The 17,830-nt window shown below is 44.9% G+C and carries 19 protein-coding genes; 13 read left to right on the top strand and 6 right to left on the bottom strand.

The annotated features are described in order from the left end of the window. The gene (locus BVG16_RS23495) at positions 1–423 is read right to left on the bottom strand and encodes a hypothetical protein (protein WP_078501632.1); all 423 of its coding nucleotides are present in this window, start codon (positions 421–423) and stop codon (positions 1–3) included. Between the two features lie 129 nt (positions 424–552). Between BVG16_RS23495 and BVG16_RS23490 the strand changes: the two genes are divergently transcribed. The 4 genes from BVG16_RS23490 to BVG16_RS23475 all read left to right on the top strand — a co-directional run bounded on the left by BVG16_RS23490 (position 553) and on the right by BVG16_RS23475 (position 3,021). Continuing rightward, complete coding sequence (locus tag BVG16_RS23490) at positions 553–1,077, top strand: DUF309 domain-containing protein (protein ID WP_078501631.1); 525 nt, start codon at positions 553–555, stop codon at positions 1,075–1,077. A gap of 168 nt (positions 1,078–1,245) precedes the next feature. Then, positions 1,246–1,575: a PadR family transcriptional regulator gene (locus tag BVG16_RS23485; RefSeq protein WP_078501715.1), complete on the top strand. Its 330-nt coding sequence runs from the start codon at positions 1,246–1,248 to the stop codon at positions 1,573–1,575. Beyond that, positions 1,568–2,119, top strand: coding sequence for a DUF1700 domain-containing protein (locus tag BVG16_RS23480; protein WP_158081767.1), 552 nt, complete (start codon positions 1,568–1,570; stop codon positions 2,117–2,119). Before BVG16_RS23485 ends, BVG16_RS23480 begins: the two co-directional genes overlap by 8 nt. Then, on the top strand, positions 2,119–3,021 hold the full coding sequence (locus BVG16_RS23475; protein ID WP_078501629.1) for a DUF4097 family beta strand repeat-containing protein: 903 nt from the start codon (positions 2,119–2,121) through the stop codon (positions 3,019–3,021). The genes BVG16_RS23480 and BVG16_RS23475 overlap by 1 nt, the downstream gene beginning before the upstream one ends. 67 nt (positions 3,022–3,088) lie before the next feature. Here BVG16_RS23475 and BVG16_RS23470 read toward each other — a convergent pair whose 3' ends face one another. Then, positions 3,089–3,646 carry a beta-class carbonic anhydrase gene (locus BVG16_RS23470; protein WP_078501628.1) on the bottom strand — a complete coding sequence of 186 codons (558 nt, stop codon included), beginning with the start codon at positions 3,644–3,646 and terminating at the stop codon, positions 3,089–3,091. A gap of 45 nt (positions 3,647–3,691) precedes the next feature. Beyond that, positions 3,692–4,012: an iron-sulfur cluster biosynthesis family protein gene (locus tag BVG16_RS23465; protein ID WP_078501627.1), complete on the bottom strand. Its 321-nt coding sequence runs from the start codon at positions 4,010–4,012 to the stop codon at positions 3,692–3,694. 139 nt (positions 4,013–4,151) lie between these two features. On the opposite strand from BVG16_RS23465, the gene BVG16_RS23460 reads away from it, so the two are divergent. Next, positions 4,152–5,666, top strand: a complete 1,515-nt coding sequence (locus BVG16_RS23460) for a carboxypeptidase M32 (RefSeq protein ID WP_078501626.1) — start codon at positions 4,152–4,154, stop codon at positions 5,664–5,666. Positions 5,667–5,735: 69 nt separating this feature from the next. On the opposite strand, the gene BVG16_RS23455 is transcribed toward BVG16_RS23460, so the two are convergent. Further along, positions 5,736–6,071, bottom strand: coding sequence for a DUF4190 domain-containing protein (locus BVG16_RS23455; protein WP_078501625.1), 336 nt, complete (start codon positions 6,069–6,071; stop codon positions 5,736–5,738). Positions 6,072–6,352: 281 nt separating this feature from the next. On the opposite strand from BVG16_RS23455, the gene BVG16_RS23450 reads away from it, so the two are divergent. The 4 genes from BVG16_RS23450 to BVG16_RS23435 all read left to right on the top strand — a co-directional run bounded on the left by BVG16_RS23450 (position 6,353) and on the right by BVG16_RS23435 (position 9,978). Further along, positions 6,353–7,351: an ABC transporter substrate-binding protein gene (locus tag BVG16_RS23450; protein WP_078501624.1), complete on the top strand. Its 999-nt coding sequence runs from the start codon at positions 6,353–6,355 to the stop codon at positions 7,349–7,351. A gap of 21 nt (positions 7,352–7,372) precedes the next feature. After that, on the top strand, positions 7,373–8,152 hold the full coding sequence (locus BVG16_RS23445) for an ABC transporter ATP-binding protein (protein WP_078501714.1): 780 nt from the start codon (positions 7,373–7,375) through the stop codon (positions 8,150–8,152). Further along, positions 8,152–8,961 carry an ABC transporter permease gene (locus tag BVG16_RS23440; RefSeq protein WP_078501623.1) on the top strand — a complete coding sequence of 270 codons (810 nt, stop codon included), beginning with the start codon at positions 8,152–8,154 and terminating at the stop codon, positions 8,959–8,961. The genes BVG16_RS23445 and BVG16_RS23440 overlap by 1 nt, the downstream gene beginning before the upstream one ends. A 66-nt stretch (positions 8,962–9,027) precedes the next feature. Further along, on the top strand, positions 9,028–9,978 hold the full coding sequence (locus BVG16_RS23435; RefSeq protein ID WP_078501622.1) for an aromatic acid exporter family protein: 951 nt from the start codon (positions 9,028–9,030) through the stop codon (positions 9,976–9,978). Positions 9,979–10,144: 166 nt separating this feature from the next. Here BVG16_RS23435 and BVG16_RS23430 read toward each other — a convergent pair whose 3' ends face one another. Further along, the gene (locus BVG16_RS23430) at positions 10,145–10,846 is read right to left on the bottom strand and encodes a carboxypeptidase-like regulatory domain-containing protein (protein ID WP_078501621.1); all 702 of its coding nucleotides are present in this window, start codon (positions 10,844–10,846) and stop codon (positions 10,145–10,147) included. Positions 10,847–10,859: 13 nt separating this feature from the next. Next, positions 10,860–11,711 (bottom strand): carboxypeptidase-like regulatory domain-containing protein, encoded by an 852-nt coding sequence (locus BVG16_RS23425; protein WP_078501620.1) that lies wholly within the window; start codon positions 11,709–11,711, stop codon positions 10,860–10,862. Between the two features lie 218 nt (positions 11,712–11,929). Here BVG16_RS23425 and BVG16_RS23420 point away from each other — a divergent pair, with 218 nt between their 5' ends. The 4 genes from BVG16_RS23420 to mutS all read left to right on the top strand — a co-directional run bounded on the left by BVG16_RS23420 (position 11,930) and on the right by mutS (position 17,781). Next, positions 11,930–12,391, top strand: a complete 462-nt coding sequence (locus tag BVG16_RS23420; RefSeq protein ID WP_078501619.1) for a hypothetical protein — start codon at positions 11,930–11,932, stop codon at positions 12,389–12,391. 416 nt (positions 12,392–12,807) lie between these two features. Then, positions 12,808–13,368, top strand: a complete 561-nt coding sequence (locus BVG16_RS23415; protein ID WP_078501618.1) for an outer spore coat protein CotE — start codon at positions 12,808–12,810, stop codon at positions 13,366–13,368. 138 nt (positions 13,369–13,506) lie between these two features. Further along, positions 13,507–15,027, top strand: coding sequence for a putative amidoligase domain-containing protein (locus tag BVG16_RS23410; protein ID WP_078501617.1), 1,521 nt, complete (start codon positions 13,507–13,509; stop codon positions 15,025–15,027). Between the two features lie 57 nt (positions 15,028–15,084). Then, positions 15,085–17,781, top strand: a complete 2,697-nt coding sequence (gene mutS / locus BVG16_RS23405) for a DNA mismatch repair protein MutS (RefSeq protein WP_078501616.1) — start codon at positions 15,085–15,087, stop codon at positions 17,779–17,781. The last annotated feature ends 49 nt before the right edge of the window (positions 17,782–17,830 follow it).

The following is a 17,830-nucleotide window of genomic DNA, read 5'->3' as shown; positions in this document are numbered from 1 at the left end:
TTAGTACCTGTTACGATCATCATTCGCTACTTTACGACGATTGACGAAATACGTATAAAGGGAACGAATCACCGCAAACAAAATAAAGATTGCTGCAACGTTAATCAACAAACCGAGCATGTTTCCCATGAATCCGGATCCGAGCATGCTGCCGAACATCATTCCTGCGAGACCACCCATCATCATACCGCCTAAGAAACTACCGCCGCCGAAAAATCCTTTTTTCCCGGTTGTATTGTTCGTTGTACCAGTGCTCTTCGATGTGCCGCTATTCGATTGATTTACTTTACTCTTCGGTGTTGTGGAATTGAACGATTTTGTTCCGGATTTGAAGCCACCGCGAGGTTTTGCATCGATGGCGCTTGGAGTTACGACGAACATGACTAGGAAGAAAGCCATCATTACGAGTACAAATTTACGCATTCCTTTGATTTCCCCTTTATGTTGAATAGTTTTGTTCCCATTTATATACGGGCTAAGTGGTTTGTGGTTTCAAATTTTTTATAAAATGATTTAAAATGTTAGATATGAACTTGCGGAAGTGGGGATCTTATGCATCAGTATCCAGACGCGTATATCAATTATTTGGTTGAGTTCCACGGGACTAGGGATTATTTTGAATGCCATGAAATTATGGAGGAATATTGGAAAGAGCAAGAAGATGCCCTCTTTGCAACGACTTGGCTGGGACTGATTCAAGCTGCGGTATCCAGTTATCATCATCGAAGAGGGAACTTGGCTGGAGCCGTTAAAATGCTGCGATCTACCTTAGAGCATAGTGAGCCGGAACGGTTAGTGAAGCTAGGCATCGACGCAGGTTCGTGGATATCTTCATTAAAGGAGCGTCTCCAATCGCTGGAGCAGGGAGAGAGCTTATTCGTAGATTTGAATATTCCCATCCAGGATATGTACCTCCTTGATCGATGTAAGCAGCATTGCTTAGAACGGGATGTAGCGTGGTGTGAACCAAGTGATATGACAGATGAATCCTTGATTCATCGCCATACACTGCGCGATCGTTCAGACGTTATCGCAGAGCGGCAACGGCAGCTGGAAGCTAGACATGTGGATGAATAAGAGGGATGAGAAAAGGGCGATGAGCCCTTTTTTTATGTTTTGATATAAATTAAAGATCAGTACCTTGCATTAATCAGTACTGTATTGTATACTCAATTACAGCTAGTGAACATTGTTTAGTACTGAACATTAAATAGACAAAAAAACGCAAGTAAAGAGGTGAGTCATCTGAACGTCAACGTACAGTTTAAAAAAGGTGTCTTAGAACTTTGTGTTCTATATCTCATTCATCAGAATGATAAATACGGCTATGAATTAGCACAGCAGGTATCCAGGCATATTGAAGTGGCTGAAGGAGCGCTGTATCCGTTGTTGCGGAGACTGGTTAGCGAGGGGTATTGCTCGACTTATCTGCAAGAATCAACGGAAGGTCCTCCGCGTAAGTATTATCAGATTACGCCCATCGGCGAAGTGTATTTGAAAGAAATGATAACCGAGTGGCGTTCATTCGTCCAGAGTGTCTCGAATTTGATTGGGGAGGATGAGATCCTTGAATAAAGCAGAGTTTATGGGATTATTGGAGCGTCACGTCGTATTGATGCCACCACAGGAACGATATGAATTATTAGCAGAGTATTCGGCACATTTTGAATTTGGTCGTCAGCATGGAAAGACGGAAGAAGAGATTGCGAGGGAGCTAGGGAATCCCGTGGAACTGGCATATGAAATCCTTGGAGACAATTATGTGGATCCGCAGTTATACACGCCTGTGAAGCGTTCTGCTGGGGCTCGGGTAGGTATTGGAGTTGGGTTGTTTTTCTTAAACTTGGTTGCCATTCCACTCATGGTTGCGCTGTATGCATTGTGCATTGGACTGTCCGCTGGTGTAATTGCTTGCGTCGGGTCACCGTTATTGGTCGTATTCGATTACTTCTGGAACGGATACCTTGTTAATTATAAAATCTTCATGTCGCTGATATGCATTGGTATCGGATTATTTATGTGGCTTGGTGTAAAGCCGTTGTGGGTCAGCTCACTTAAAATCACAAAAAAATATATTCTTTGGAATTCTCGTGCATTACATGGAGGGGGGAACGACTAATGAGAAAAAGTGGAGTTATATTTATTGCGACATGTTGTATTATCGTTGGTATTATCGGATTAATCATGTATGGTGTAGAAGATCCGAAAAATAAAATGGTTGATTATACGAAAAAATGGAGTATCGATGCAGCAGGTCTGAAGAATCTGAAGATTACAACAGACTTTAATATGGATGTGGAATTTATTGAGAGCACAGATCAATCGAACTATATTGAGCTTACGGGTAAGCTTCCGGAAGATGTGATTCAACATTTGGATTCATTGCAGCCGAATGCGGGTTCGTTTGACTTGAGCCTACAATACTCGCGGAGTTTCCAGTTATTCTCTTTTGACTTTCCCAAGGATCAGAAGGTGGTCGTTGCGCTAGCCAAAGACGCAAAACTTCAGTCGATTGAATCTGATTCAGGTTCCAGCAATATAAGCTTTGAAGGCGTACATGCCGAGAAAATAAATTTCGTTGCCAGTTCAGGTAATATTGACGTGGAACATATTCAGGGGGCCCACATTCAGATCGAAGGGAACTCTGGGAATATATCCGGAAAGGGAATCGAAGGGGATCTACAGACGAAATTGACATCTGGAAATATAAAGCTGCAAGATGTGAAGGGCGACCTTCAAGCTCATGCTACATCCGGGAATATTAAAGTGAATAACCATGAGGGCGCAGCATCGATTCGCGCATCTTCCGGCAATGTCGAACTTGAGCAGCGAACGATTTCACCATTAGATGTAAGCGCGGAATCAGGGAATGTGAGAATATTTGTTCCGGAGACATTCGATGGGTTCTATGATGTTCAGACCGGATCAGGAGATATGTCTGTACCTGAGTCAAAGTTAACGACGAAGGATGTCATTAAAGCCCGTACGAGTTCGGGGAATGTTAAAATTACAAAAGAATAAAAGAAAGGCACTGCTTCACGAATGTTTCGTGCTAGGCAGTGCCTTTTATATTTCGTCGTGAATTTTCTTACGCTTCATCCACGACCATATCGAGTTTACCTGTCTCGGAATCGATGATGAGGCCATGAACATGTACGCCCTCTGGCATGAGAGGATGGTTGCGAATAACATTGACGCTGTTGCGAACCCCTTCTTCAACACTGTTAAATCCACGTAAGAAACGATTCATTTTGATACCGGAATTTTCGAGTGTGTCTAAGACGGTTGTTGAAATGCCTCTTGCTTTGATCTTCTCGACAATGGCATCGGAATTGAGTTGCGTCATGCCGCATCCGCTATGTCCGATGATCAAGACTTCATCTGCATTGAATTCATAGATCCCAATCAGAATACTCCGTACGACAGAACCAAAAGGTTGCGTAATAATGGCACCGGCATTTTTGATGATTTTGGCGTCGCCGTTACGTAAATTCATAGCTTTCTGGAGTAATTCCACAAGACGAGCATCCATGCAGGTGAGAATGACTATTTTTTTCTCCGGATATTTATCCGTGATGTAGGTTTCGTACTCTTTGTTTTCGACGAATTTTTGGTTGTATTCTAGGATTTCGGATAGTATTGTCATAAGCTTGGGTTCCTCCCTAAATATCTAAAAGTCTATATACCACGCCTACCGGAGGTCGACGAGCATCACATGTCTGCTATAGATCTGCTGGTCACTTGAGAGCTTAAACGAATCGGGCCCGCTGGTATCTATGTTCATGCGTTCTTCAAAATAAATCTTGAGAAATCGATCTGTCCACATCGCCGGCCCATTCGTATCCACCGGTTCGAGTGCATCTGTAAGTGAAGAGACAAGGTGAAGGGAAGGTGTGCCGTTATCTGCGCATCCGCTGCCCTTGTTGTCATGGACAAGCAATAAGTAGCCTTCATCATTACCCTTTTTACGTTCAATCACATGTATTGCGCTCTCTGTTAATGTAACAAACAACGGTTTTGTCCCTCCTTCATGCTTAAAATTTTAACTATCGTTTTCTCTTAACAGTTGATTATATACCTAACAAAAAGTATCATCAAGAGTAGATTATGCAAATGATGATTCTATAAAATGCTCGAAAGGCGGTAGGAAAATGAGTACAAACCACGAACAGCAATTGAAAGATTTCCGTGAATTAGTTCAGAAAATCAAAAGTTACGAAGAAGCGCTATCGCTGATGTACTGGGATTTAAGAACCGGAGCGCCGCGAAAAGGCATGGACACCCGTTCCGAGGTGATCGGTGTAATGTCGACTGAAATGTTCAAATTATCTACTTCGGATGAAATGGGAGCTTATGTAGAAGCATTATCCCAGCCAGATGTATATGCCCAATTGGATGACTTGAATCAAAAAACGGTAACAGAGTGTAAGAAAGAATATGAGAAGAGCAAGAAAATTCCTGCGAAGATGTATCAAGAATATGTGGTTCTGGCAACACAAGCAGAGAACATCTGGGAAGAAGCGAAGGAAGCGAACGACTTTGCCCGCTACAAGCCGTATTTGGAGAAGGTCGTGGCCTATAATCAACAATTTATTGATTTATGGGGACCGAAAGAGACACGGTATGATACTTTATTGGATATGTATGAGCCAGGATTGACCGTGGCCAAATTGGATGAGGTATTCGGCGAATTGCGTGCGAAATCCGTTCCGCTCGTGGCGGCTATTGCAGCGTCCAAAAATCAACCGGATATGTCCACATTGGAGCAAAAGTTCGATATCGAGAAACAGCATCAGTATAGTCTGTTTGCACTGGAACAAATGGGATTTGATTTCCAAGCCGGACGATTAGATGAGAGTGTGCATCCTTTTGCAACGGGCATCAACCCGGGCGATGTGCGGATTACGACTCGTTATGATGAAAATGACTTGGCGAATTCTTTGTTCAGTTCATTGCATGAAGGCGGACACGCGTTGTATGAGCAGAATATTTCGAAGGATCTGATCGGTACACCCCTGTGCACGGGAACATCGATGGGCATTCATGAATCCCAATCGCGATTCTGGGAGAATATGATTGGCCGCAGCCGGATGTTCTGGAACCGCTACTATGGTGATTTACAGAATATTTTCCCTGGTCAATTACATGCAGATGTGGACACGTTCTATCGTGCGATCAACCGCGTGCAACCATCCTTAATCCGTACCGAATCAGATGAATTGACATACAACCTACATATCATCATTCGCTATGAAATCGAGAAAATGATCTTCAATGAAGGGTTAGCGGTTGAAGACTTGCCAGCGGTCTGGAATGCGAAGTACCAAGAATACCTAGGCATTACACCGCCAACGGATGCGCTCGGTATCTTGCAAGACGTTCACTGGTCCAGCGGTGGCTTCGGTTACTTCCCGTCCTACTCATTAGGGAATATGTATGCTGCGCAAATGATGAATACGCTGCGCAGAGAAATGCCGGAATTGGATTCCCTGATCGAAGCAGGAGATTTGCATCCGATCAAAGCTTGGTTAACCGACAAGGTGTATCAGTATGGCAAGAGCCTAACACCTTCGGAAATTATTCTACAAATTACGGGCGAAGAGCTGAATCCAGCGTATTTGATCGAGTATTTGGAGACCAAGTTCAGCGAAGTATATAAATTATAATAAGAGCATAACAAAAAGGGCTATTCATCAGTGCGTTACGGTGAATAGCCCTTTTCGAATGTAATCGGTCTATGTATCCAAGATGGATAAGTCCGATGTTGTAGAGAAGAGAACGAGCGAAAGAATGACAATTAAAATAATTACCGCGTAAATAGCCGTACCAACAATACCACAGACGAGACCCGCAACGGCCATACCTTTGCCGTCTTCTCCGGTCCGTTTGATTTCATTCGAAGCAATACGAGAGAAAACAATTGCAATTATGCCAATAATAAAACCAAGATAAGGAACCACGACAGCTAAAATGCCTAAGACTAGAGCTGCAATGGATTTCGAATTGGTCTTACGATACATGGGTTGATAATAACCGGGTTGTTGTTGTGGTGGTGTTTGCATAGGATCCATGAACACACCTCCTTACAAAATGATGGATGGGATACGACTTGCATGCGAACCCAAGTTCCATAACATTGTAACGGAAATACCACGATTTTACAAAGGAATAATTTTGACACAAAACAAGATGTCTGAGGGAGAGGAAGGTAACTTTTCCACGCAGCGAGACAAGGAGTAATTTCATACGACGAATAACGGCACCCACAAGGGTGTCTTTTTTTTGTGTCCCTTCCCTAGGCGCATGCATACATTGGAGTACACAACGATTTACGAATAGGGAGGACTTGTTTATGAAGAAACGATTACTCCTCGGTTTGCTGTTGACGGTGCTGTTCAGCAGCGTTGTATTATCAGCTTGTTCCGGGGGCAAGCAAGCAACAGTCAAAGTGAAAATTGGCGAAGTGACGCGCTCGATGTTCTATGCGCCGGAATATGTGGCACTTGCGAAAGGTTTTTTCAAAGATGAAGGGCTGGATGTGGAACTTCAGACGACTGCAGGTGGAGATAAAACCATGACAGCCTTATTGTCCGGCGGGATTGATGTGGCGTTAGTCGGTTCAGAAACGTCCGTTTACGTGTTCCAGCAAGGATCGGATGATCCCATCATCAATTTTGCGCAGATCACGCAGACCGACGGCACATTTCTTGTATCTCGCAATGAAGTGAAGGATTTCAATTGGGACCAGTTAAAAGGGTCTGTTTTTCTTGGGCAAAGAAAAGGCGGTATGCCACAAATGGCGGGTGAATTCGCGCTGAAAAAGCATGGGATTAACCCACAGCAGGATATGAAGCTTATTCAGAATATCGATTTTGCGAATATAGCAACGGCGTTTGCATCGGGTACAGGGGATTATGTGCAGTTATTTGAGCCGCAAGCTTCTATTTTTGAACAGCAAGGAAAAGGTCATGTCATTGCATCCTTTGGGGTTGAGAGCGGTCATTTGCCATATACCGTATTTATGACGAAGAAAAGCTTCATCGATAAAAATGGGGATACCGTTCAGAAATTTACGAATGCCATTTATAAAGCACAGCAGTGGGTGAAAGAGAACAGTCCAGAGACGATTGCGGATACGATCTTGCCTTATTTCAAAGATACGGATCGCAATATCGCGATCTCCGTCGTGAAACGGTATAAAGATCAAGGCTCGTATGCAACCGATCCGATTCTTGACGAAGCAGAATGGAAAAATCTGATGGATGTGATGTCAACCGCAGGCGAGCTCAAATCTAAAGTTGAGCATGGAAGTATCGTCAATAATACGTTCGCCGAGAAGTCCATGAAATAAGGGGGAGGGAGTCCGATGTCTATGGTTCCCGTCGTTGAATTGAAGGAAGTCACACAGGTATATGTTACAGATCGTGAGGCGACGTTAGCCATAGATCGAATCTCCCTCACGGTAAATCCAGGCGAGTTCGTCAGCTTAGTGGGTCCGAGCGGTTGTGGGAAAACAACGATTCTCTCGATGATCGCCGGCCTGTTGCATTCTACAACCGGAGAGGTGAAGGTCCACGGTACCAATGTACAGGGCCCTTCACCGACTGTAGGATATATGCTGCAGCAAGATTATTTGTTTCCGTGGCGCACGATCGCGGATAACGTGTGTATTGGATTAGAACTGACAGGACAGTTAACTGCGCAACTGCGGGATTACACCTTGCAATTATTAGAAGAAATGGGGCTCTCGAATACAGCGCAGCTGTATCCGCATCAATTATCCGGCGGTATGCGGCAGCGTGTTGCACTTGTACGGACGCTCGCGACGAATCCAGATCTATTATTGCTGGATGAGCCTTTTTCCGCGCTCGATTATCAGACGAAGCTCCAGTTGGAAGATCTGATCGTGGAGACGATGAAACAGCATCAGAAGACAGCGATTCTTGTGACACATGACTTATCCGAAGCGATTGCGGTCAGTGACCGAGTCATTGTCTTGGAACGAAACCCTGGACGCGTACGCAAAGAATTCGTCATCCCGGATGGAATCCGTCAAGCACAGCCTTTCTACGCACGTGAACAAGAGGGGTTCAATCAACTATTTCATAACGTCTGGAAAGAGCTCGAAGCAACGGAAAGGAGGGAATCTTGATGCAGCAGCCTATGGAAGCACAAGACCCAATCCGATCCCTTCATCAACAGCATTTGCAGCAGAAGAAGCGACTGCGGCACGTTGTATTCGGGACCCAACTGGTTATTCTCGTTGCTTTTTTTGCACTGTGGGAAATCGCGGGGCGTTTGAAATGGATCGACGTCTTATTGTTCAGCTACCCCTCAAAGGTATTTAACCAAATCGGAAATGATATGATGGATGGTTCGATCTGGCCGCATTTGGGGGCGACGGTTGGGGAGACGATTGTTGGATTTTTGCTCGGCACGCTGCTAGGTACGCTGCTAGCTGCTTTTATCTGGTGGTGGGATTTTGCGGCAAAAGTGTTAGATCCCTATATGGTTGTGTTTAACAGCATGCCAAAAGTGGCGTTAGGCCCTTTATTTATCGTAGGCTTCGGCCCAGGCTTCATGGCGATCGTCGCTACCACGCTATCGATTACGGTTATTATTACAACCTTGACGGTCTATCAGAGCTTTCGTGATGTGGATCCCAATTATGTAAAAGTCATTCGTGTCTTCGGCGGTCGGAAGCGGGATATTTTCTATAAAGTGATTCTGCGAGCATCTTATCCTGCAATTTTATCCACGTTAAAAGTCAATGTTGGTTTAGCTTGGGTTGGGGTAATCGTCGGTGAGTTTCTCGTTTCCAAAGTCGGGCTCGGGTATTTGATTATTTACGGCTTCCAAGTGTTCAATTTCACGTTGGTCATGTCGACCTTGGTATTAATTGCTGTTGTCGCAACGGTGATGTACCAATTGGTTGCTTATTTGGAGCGCAGGCTCCGCTAATGTTGTTCAATCGGATAAAATGAAGTACCATAGAAGTCAGACATTAAATAAAGAGGGTTGGCTTTCATGGGATTTCGAGTGATAAAAACAGCGATAGCGACGATGCTCGCGATTGTAATCGCTGAATGGGTAGGACTACCAGCTCCGCTGTCAGCGGGGCTTTTGGCTATTTTGGGCGTGGACGTCACCAGGAAACGAAGTATACGGGTCGTGAGCGAACGCTTCTGTGCCTCCATTGTTGCGTTGGTGCTCGGTTGCGTTATTTTTGAAATTCTAGGGTTCAAAATCTTTGCGCTTGCCGTGTACATTCTGATTGCGTTCCCACTATTATCGCGCTTTCATATGAAGGATGGAATTATTCCAAGTACGGTCGCGGTCTTCCACATTTTTGGGGGCGCATCCCTAGCATTTCATGCGATTACGAATGAACTGTTCTCTGTGGGTATCGGATTAGGATCGGCTACGCTTGTGAATCTTCTGTATATGCCGAATCTGGAGAAAGAACTGAATGGGATGCGTGAAAAAGTAGATCAGTTGTTCTCGGATATTTTCAAGGAAATTGAGAAGAGCTTGCGGGATATCAATTATGTGTGGAGTGGGAAAGAGCTGTTGGAAGCTCAGCAGGCCGTGAACGAGGGCATTAAGATCGCGAGAAGAGGGCTTGATAATCAACTGCTGAAGACGGATGAAGGTTGGTACATCTATTTCTATATGCGGGAACAGCAGCTTAACTCGATCGAACGCATGTTGGATTTACTCAGTCATGTATATCAGAATTTACCGCAAGGAGAGCAGGCTGCGGATCTGTTCCACATCTTAAGCGAAGATGTTAAAGTGAGTTATTTTACAGGGCATTCCGAAGAAAAGTTACATCAATTCATTGAAGCGGCGAAGGAAATGCAGCTGCCTGTAACGCGTATCGAATTCGAAGTCCGCTCCGCAATACTTCAGTTATGCAGGGAGTTGGAGCAGTTTTTGGCTGTCGCGAGAAAAGATAAACAACGTCTAGCGAAATAGCAGCCGACAATGCTTAATCTAAAAAATAGCAGCCATCCGTGCTGTAATCCAGAAATAAGACCAAGAACCGTTGGGATCTCCAGCGGTTCTTTATTTTTACATAAGAGGCTTTTTGTTATCTTCAATGTCTTCAATCGGATATTCGTTGGGATGCTGGAGTTTGGATTTAACGATGATGTACGATTGTGCCAGTGACTTGTCCTATGTGATCCATTTCGAAGCTTGTTAATCTCATGTTGCGAAGGATTCGCTCTCCCGCTTTTACACGAATTTTACAAGAGAGGCTTTGCTGATATCCCATCCTTCTGGCTGATAACCAATAGACGATATCGGGTTTGATGAAAAAGAGGAGAAATTGTCCGTCCCCATTGGTAGAGGTAGTTGCATATATCCGGTGTGGAGCTCGACACATATGAAGGGTAACGCTGCAGTTGGCAAGCGGAAGATTAGTGCCACTGTCGAATACTCTTCCGTACACGACTCCAAATGAGTTGAGATGATCCGTATGCAGTTGAAAACTTACTCGCGTTGTAAAAGAGGACTCAACAGCGATACATTTCAATTTTGACGCTTCGTACCCCTCTGCGGATGCCCCAATATAGTAACGTCCTGGTTGGACTAGCGATTCAAAGATGAAACGGCCTTTTCGGTTGGTTTTCACCTGAAATAATTTGGCATGCTGATCGGAGTAAATGGATACAAGCGCATTTTTGATATAATTGCCGCACGCATGGGATACGGTGCCCTGGATGCGCGTGCATGGTGGCTGTGGTGCTTCATTTAGTGTTAAGTCAATGTTCACTTCTTCCGATAGATGAAGGTAGAAAGGATTGCTGCTGGCCAGCGTATACTTGTCTCGAATCGGCATGAGGAATCAGACCTTAACTATTCGTTTGAACGGTTGCTTTGACGCGATAGTTCCCGGTTGGAACTTCGCCGAATAAATAAACGCCTAGGGCATTGGTTCGTGTCATGTTAATGATTTTTTCCGTTTGTCCCGTAATTGCGTACAAAGCGACGATTGCATTAGCGATGGGCTGACCCGTGCTATGACTTTTCACGATTCCGCTTACCGTTCCAGAATTGAATTCCGGGTCTGGAGCAATGGTTAAGTTTGTGCCAAAAAATCCAGGCGGAGTCAGGGTTCCAACCCAGTTTTCTACGGGCAAATATCCGAATTTACCTGCGACGATAATGAAGGTCGCACCATCGAGGTCAGTAAATAAATATTGACCTTGCGAGTTCGTCGATACTGTACCTAATGAAACTCGATCTGAACCCGTTTGTTCGAATAATTCTACGGTCGCTCCTTCAATGGGTTTGCCCGTTATATCGCTGATAATCCCGTAAATGGTTAGTTTCTCGACATTCGTATCCGTCTGCATGGTGATATTGACCGTGGATTCCTGATTGGGTATGACGCCTACAGGAATATTGTTCGGTATAAGATATCCTTGTTTTGAAGACGTAATATTGTAATTGCCAGAAGGAATCTGATCTATTAGATATACGCCTTGTGCATTAGTGACCGTATGTTCGAACGGAATATTGTTGGCTGTAAACAATTTGACAACAGCATTTTCGAGGGGACCTCCATTTGTGTCTCGAACCGTACCCGTCACAGATCCGTATTGAGGTGAATCATAGAGCTCTAAACCTTGGTCTGCTTCTTGGCGGCCATTCATATTAAACGAATCACTTGGCTGCAAAATAAATTGATCTCGAATTGCCATTTGTAATCATCCCTTTCTTTTCTGTTTTTTTACGATCACTATTATGTTTATGAGAATTTGGCAGAAAGCGTGTCCCATACCGGTCTAGCGCTTGAATAAATAGGTAGTAGAGAACGATGTGTGTAAAGATAACCCAATAGGAGTTATAATTGTCATTTCCATTTGATGGAATATTCATATAATTATTACTTATCGAAGGTAAAGGGGGTTCTCTTGCTATGAGTGATAAGAATAAGGATCGATCCGTGTTATTGATTGCACTGCAATTGTTTCTTGGAGTTGGAGCGATATTTGGAGGCGGCGCGTTAACACTAGATCCAAGTGGCGATTTGCTGGGGATGCCGTTGTCGATGTTAGAAGGCTCTATTTTTTCTAGCTTTCTTGTTCCTGGGATCATCCTGCTCGTCGTTCTTGGCGTGATTCCGGTCATCATCGCCATAGGATTAACATGCAAGTGGACATGTGCCATTGCTGAGAAGTTAAACGTATTCAGGGATAAACATTGGTCTTGGACATTCTCGCTTTATTCGGGTTTCTGTTTGATTATTTGGATTACGGTGCAAATTTATATCATACATGGGGTATCCGTAGTACATATCATTTATATGGGTCTGGGTCTCCTTATTCAGGCAACCTCTTTATTGCCAAGTGTTCAGAAGAAATATGAACGAACCCCTTAACAAGTCTATATAATCTTTTTAAGAGATGTTGGGTTATTTTCAAAAGTTTTATAAAAGAAAGAATATGGTGCTAAGCATGGAATCTAATTTGCTATGAATACGTTTGACGGTAAGAAAAAAATATGATGTAAAACGAGCAAGAATCACGGTTTGGATTTCACCTATATAATGAAGTAAAAAAAGATCCTGCAATTTTTGAAGGATCTTTTTTTATCGTTTCATGTTCGATTGAGGAGCATATTTTGCTCATATTTCATATTCTTGTGTATTGGCTCATAGTATGAATTAAGCGTAAAAAACCGCTGGAAATCAAAGAAAATAAGAATCATTTAAATTTATGCATGTCCATACTATCAACATTCGCCCACGTCCTGCATACACTTTAAATGAATGATTGTATGGAGGAGGTAAAAAGGATGGCATTAGCAGATAAACACCAATGCAGAGAGATCATTACGAAAGCAGTCTGCGGCAAGGGTCGTAAGTTCTCTACCGTAACACATACCGTGACTCCGCCTCATAATCCAACCAGCATCCTGGGGGCATGGGTTATCAACCATCAGTACGAAGCGGTTCGTGCAGGCGACGGCATTGAAGTTATTGGTACTTACGATATCAACATTTGGTATTCATACGACAAAAACTCGCAAACGGATGTAGCCAAAGAAACCGTATCTTATGTAGAACACGTTCCATTGTCGTATCTGGATCCGAAACATAGAGCTTCGACACAAGAGGTCTCGGCGGAGGCAACGCAGGAACCGAATTGTGTGGAAGCGAGCGTTTCTTCGAACAAATCCAGTGTTTCGATTCGTGTGGAACGCGAGTTTGCCGTTGAAATGACCGCCGAGACCAAAGTCTGCGTCAAAATTTGCCCGAACGGATGCGGGGACGATGATGACAAAGATTATGATTTCTCTGGAGACGACGGAGATTATGATGATTTGGATCCAGATTTACTGGATGATGAGTTGTAATGCTTCGTTAGTCTACTATATGCAGCAAGATCTACAGCGACGAGGGCATGAGCCCTCCTTTTTTTTGAAAATTTATTTAAGGTCATGGGCACTGTTCTTTAGAATGGTAAGCCATGGGGTTGAAGCGAGGTGGAGGCGATGGATTCATTCGTATGGACAGACGGCTGCGGGATTGTATTGGAATATACGGACAAATCACGGCCTCTCCCGTTGATTCACGCACTTCAGGAGCAATGTGGGAAGCGAGGAATGTTTCTTCGCAGACAAGGAACAGAACCATCGCTATCCCACATCGATAAAGATGGAACAGGAGTCCTGTGGGTACGTTGGGGTCATGCCCCAGAATCGTCTGAAAGAGGGAGTCGGCAACCAAGCCCCTCACATCAGCAAATCTACGTCGTTAACGCGTACGCAGACCTGTTTCTTCGTTTAGGGGAATCTGGTGTAAACAAAGTATTGCACCGTAACGGCATACATACGTCACCTCTTCAAAAGTCAGGAACCAGGCGTTATAAAATTCATGTATTTCACTTGCGCGCGGTTGCAGTGTTTCAATTCAAGCCGATTTTACCTGGGGGTCTGATAGCTGATCAATTTGTAGGATTGGATTCAACAGATGCAGTACTCCGCAGATTAAGCAGATTAGCTGTTCGTGCTTGTTATAGTGTCGGCTTGGATGTCGGGGAAGTGCATATTCAGGCGTATGACGATGAACGTGCCGTTGTAGAGAGTGTTCATGGCCATCCTCAACTCAGCGCACTTAACATGGCCGATTGGTATGCGCAAGCCATCCTAGAAGATGTGAAGAAGTGGAAAGCTGAAATAAACCGAACAACTCCGGCGATGCTTGGCATGGATCCGGAGTTTATTCTTTATGACCCGGCTCGGGAAAAAGTGGTATCGGCTTCGAAATTTTTGCCAAGAGATGGTATTGTCGGCTGCGATGCCGTTTGGATTCGCGGGGAACGGTCTGAATTAGATGCCCACTCTGTCACGACGGCGATCCAGCCGATTTATCCCTTGGTTGAACTTCGACCTGATCCGAGAACCGAGCCGCGGGAATTAATGATTCAATTGATGCGAGCCATGCATATCGCTGCACGTAGAATACCGGACCCTACCTTGAAATGGCTTGCCGGTGGAATGCCGTACCCGGGTCTTGCCATCGGAGGCCATATTCATTTCAGCGGCATGTGGTTAAATGCTGAGTTCTTGCGTGTTCTTGACAACTATTTGGCCTTGCCGCTTGCCATTATTGAAGCCAGAAGTTCTGTCAAACGAAGACCAAAGTACGGTATACTCGGTGATTTCCGCGTTCAACCGCATACGGGATTTGAGTATCGAACACTGCCGAGCTGGCTTGTATCCCCCACGATAACGAAAGGTGTCATAGCGCTAGCCCAATTGTTAGCGATGAACTATCGTCAATTATCTGGGCGATTTACGCTGGATGAACAGATTCAACAAGCTTTTTATCAGGGGGATATCGAGCAACTTTCTGAAGCCTTTATGGAGCTGGATGAAAATATGACTCGGCTTCCTACTTATGAGGACTTGGCGAATTACATCGAACCTTTATTGCATCGGATTCGACACCAAACCGCTTGGGATGAGCAAGTGGATATTCGAAGTGTGTGGAAAATCCCGCCCTTTTCATGACCTGTTTCAGCATTTCTGGTATAATGGTACGGTAATGAAAGAGGTGGAGGTTCGGACATGGCCAAGTATACGCCAATGATTGAGCAATATTTATCGATCAAAGCAGAAGCGCAGGATGCGTTTTTATTTTTTCGTTTAGGAGATTTTTATGAAATGTTCTTCGAGGATGCAATATTAGCTTCGAAGGAATTGGAGATTACACTTACCGGGCGTGAAGGCGGTGCTGAAGAGCGTATTCCCATGTGCGGGATACCTTATCATTCCGCTGAAAATTATATTCATAGATTAATTGAAAAAGGTTACAAGGTAGCCATATGTGAGCAAGTGGAAGATCCTTCAGTGGCAAAGGGGATTGTTCGTCGCGAAATCATTCGGGTCATTACACCTGGAACAGCCATGGACAGCAAGACTTTAGGCGAGCCGCTGAATAACTACATGGTATGTCTCACGATCCTTAACGGGATGTTGGGATTTGCCGCTAGTGATATATCCACGGGAGAGTTATACGTAACTTCTTTTCCGTATTCCCAAGAGCGTCTGTTAGACGAAATGAATATCTATGCTCCTTCTGAAGTCATCGGGGATGCAGAATTAATGGATATCGTGCAACAGGAGTACATGCAGTGGGGCAAACCCGTACTACGGACGCCTTGGACGAAGATCGATGATGCCCTTGTTGTACGTCAATTTGGTGACGCGGCTTGGTCACGGCTTGAGGATGTGAGACGTCGTGCCGTATCGCGTATCGTTGCTTATTTTAGTGAAACGCAGAAACGCTCACTAGGTCAACTCACGCAGATTCGAAGCTATGAACCGGAACATTATTTGATTCTTGATCCTTTCACGCGCCGTAATTTGGAACTCGTGGAGACCGTCCGCGAGCGTGCGAAGAAAGGTACGCTGTTATGGCTGTTAGATGAGACAGAGACATCTATGGGGGCACGATTATTGCGCCGTTGGATTGACAAGCCGCTCATGCAGCGTACGGCCATTGAGTCGCGGTTAGAAGCTGTGGACAAGCTGTTTCATCAATTTATCGTCCGGGAAGAAATCCGTACGCAATTGAAAGAGATTTACGATTTGGAGCGTCTCGTTAGCCGTGTTGCCTTCGGCAATGCGAATGGGCGGGACATGATCGCGCTTCGGACATCCTTGCAGCAGATCCCTGCACTGCAAACCTTGTGTGTGGAATCGCCCTCGGTAACGCTGCGAGACTTAGCTTCGGATTTGGATGCTTGTTCAGATGTTCTAGCTTGGATTGATCAAGCTGTCATGGATGAACCGCCCATCTCCCTACGGGATGGAGGACTCATTAAATCAGGTTATGACGCCCACCTGGATCAATTGCGTGAAGCGAATGTGAACGGAAAGCGTTGGATCGCTGATCTGGAACGCCGGGAGCGGGAGTCTACGGGGATTAAAACGCTGAAAATCGGATTTAATAAAGTGTTTGGTTATTATATTGAAGTTACGAAATCTCACATCGGCTCCCTGCCCGAAGGCCGTTATGAACGGAAGCAGACGCTTGCGAATGCCGAACGTTACATTACACCGGAACTCAAGGAAAAGGAATCCCTTATCTTAGAAGCAGAAGAAAAGATGGTAGATTTAGAATACAGTCTCTTCGTGCAGCTGCGGGACCGTATTGCGGAGCAGATCACTAGGTTGCAGAAGCTGGCTGAGAAAGTCGCGGAAATAGACGTATATCAATCGTTAGCAACCGTAAGTGCGAAGCATCGATTCGTGAAGCCCGTCTTAACGGACGGAGATGATCTCGTTGTAAAATCAGGTCGCCATCCTGTGGTCGAAGCCGTGATGAATGGCGGTTCGTTCATCGCAAATGATACGAAGCTCCGGCGGGACGAAGAACAGATTCTATTGATTACTGGACCTAACATGGCAGGTAAAAGTACCTATATGCGTCAAGTTGCGCTGATCTGCATCATGGCGCAAATCGGATGTTTCGTCCCTGCAGAGCAAGCTGAAATTCCAATGATTGACCGCATATTTACGCGAATCGGCGCGGCTGATGATTTGATCGGCGGCCAAAGTACATTCATGGTCGAAATGATGGACATTCAAGTGATGACGGAAAAAGCGACGCCTCGGAGTCTTGTCATTATTGATGAACTGGGAAGAGGAACGTCAACCAGTGAAGGCATGTCTATCGCCCAAGCGGTTATTGAATTTGTTCACGATCGAATCGGTTGCAAGGCCCTTGTATCCACTCATTTTCATGAGCTGGCGCATTTAGAGGAAAGCTTACAAGGTCTGCGGAACTACTGCATGGCAGTACAAGAGAATGGAAATGACGTGACCTTCTTGCGTAAGCTCATTCCTGGTGCTGCAAGCACAAGTTACGGCATCTATTGTGCACGATTAGCTGGGCTGCCGGACCTAATTATTGATCGGGCGTATACGCTGCTTCAAGGTTTTGAGTATACTGAGAGCAATCACCAGATGGTCGTTCGTGAGGCTGCGGTGGGACAAGCGACAGAAGATGTTACTGGAGATGTTGGGCAGACGGCTTCCGTTCCAGACGCAACAACTCAGAAGGCGGTCGAAGAGCCGAAGGGTGTCGTTCAACTATCGATTTTTGATGAGGAAGAGGTGCCGCTTTCCAAGCCTATCAAAAAGCAGGATGCAAAGGCTGAACGTGTCATTGCGAATTTGCAAGCAGCGGATATCATGAATATGACTCCATTACAGGCGATTCAGTTGCTTAATGAGCTGAAGCAGCAGCTCAAAGGTTAATAACCAATGGATCCAAACGTTATAATGGCTTTCGCGATGGAGAAAAGGG

Origin of the sequence: Paenibacillus selenitireducens (assembly GCF_002021565.1) — a bacterium.
GTDB lineage: Bacteria > Bacillota > Bacilli > Paenibacillales > Paenibacillaceae > Paenibacillus_K > Paenibacillus_K selenitireducens.
The sequence above is the reverse complement of the archived record's forward strand: the minus strand, read 5'-3'. Positions and strand labels throughout refer to the sequence as shown.

Bases quoted from the DNA above. Each gene is read 5' to 3' on its own strand.
- BVG16_RS23495 (WP_078501632.1), bottom strand. From the start codon at position 423: ATGCGTAAATTTGTACTCGTAATGATGGCTTTCTTCCTAGTCATGTTC.
- BVG16_RS23490 (WP_078501631.1), top strand. From the start codon at position 553: ATGCATCAGTATCCAGACGCGTATATCAATTATTTGGTTGAGTTCCAC.
- BVG16_RS23475 (WP_078501629.1), top strand. From the start codon at position 2,119: ATGAGAAAAAGTGGAGTTATATTTATTGCGACATGTTGTATTATCGTT.
- BVG16_RS23470 (WP_078501628.1), bottom strand. From the start codon at position 3,646: ATGACAATACTATCCGAAATCCTAGAATACAACCAAAAATTCGTCGAA.
- BVG16_RS23460 (WP_078501626.1), top strand. From the start codon at position 4,152: ATGAGTACAAACCACGAACAGCAATTGAAAGATTTCCGTGAATTAGTT.
- BVG16_RS23455 (WP_078501625.1), bottom strand. From the start codon at position 6,071: ATGGATCCTATGCAAACACCACCACAACAACAACCCGGTTATTATCAA.
- BVG16_RS23450 (WP_078501624.1), top strand. From the start codon at position 6,353: ATGAAGAAACGATTACTCCTCGGTTTGCTGTTGACGGTGCTGTTCAGC.
- BVG16_RS23445 (WP_078501714.1), top strand. From the start codon at position 7,373: ATGGTTCCCGTCGTTGAATTGAAGGAAGTCACACAGGTATATGTTACA.
- BVG16_RS23440 (WP_078501623.1), top strand. From the start codon at position 8,152: ATGCAGCAGCCTATGGAAGCACAAGACCCAATCCGATCCCTTCATCAA.
- BVG16_RS23435 (WP_078501622.1), top strand. From the start codon at position 9,028: ATGGGATTTCGAGTGATAAAAACAGCGATAGCGACGATGCTCGCGATT.
- BVG16_RS23430 (WP_078501621.1), bottom strand. From the start codon at position 10,846: ATGCCGATTCGAGACAAGTATACGCTGGCCAGCAGCAATCCTTTCTAC.
- BVG16_RS23425 (WP_078501620.1), bottom strand. From the start codon at position 11,711: ATGGCAATTCGAGATCAATTTATTTTGCAGCCAAGTGATTCGTTTAAT.
- BVG16_RS23420 (WP_078501619.1), top strand. From the start codon at position 11,930: ATGAGTGATAAGAATAAGGATCGATCCGTGTTATTGATTGCACTGCAA.
- BVG16_RS23415 (WP_078501618.1), top strand. From the start codon at position 12,808: ATGGCATTAGCAGATAAACACCAATGCAGAGAGATCATTACGAAAGCA.
- BVG16_RS23410 (WP_078501617.1), top strand. From the start codon at position 13,507: ATGGATTCATTCGTATGGACAGACGGCTGCGGGATTGTATTGGAATAT.
- mutS (WP_078501616.1), top strand. From the start codon at position 15,085: ATGGCCAAGTATACGCCAATGATTGAGCAATATTTATCGATCAAAGCA.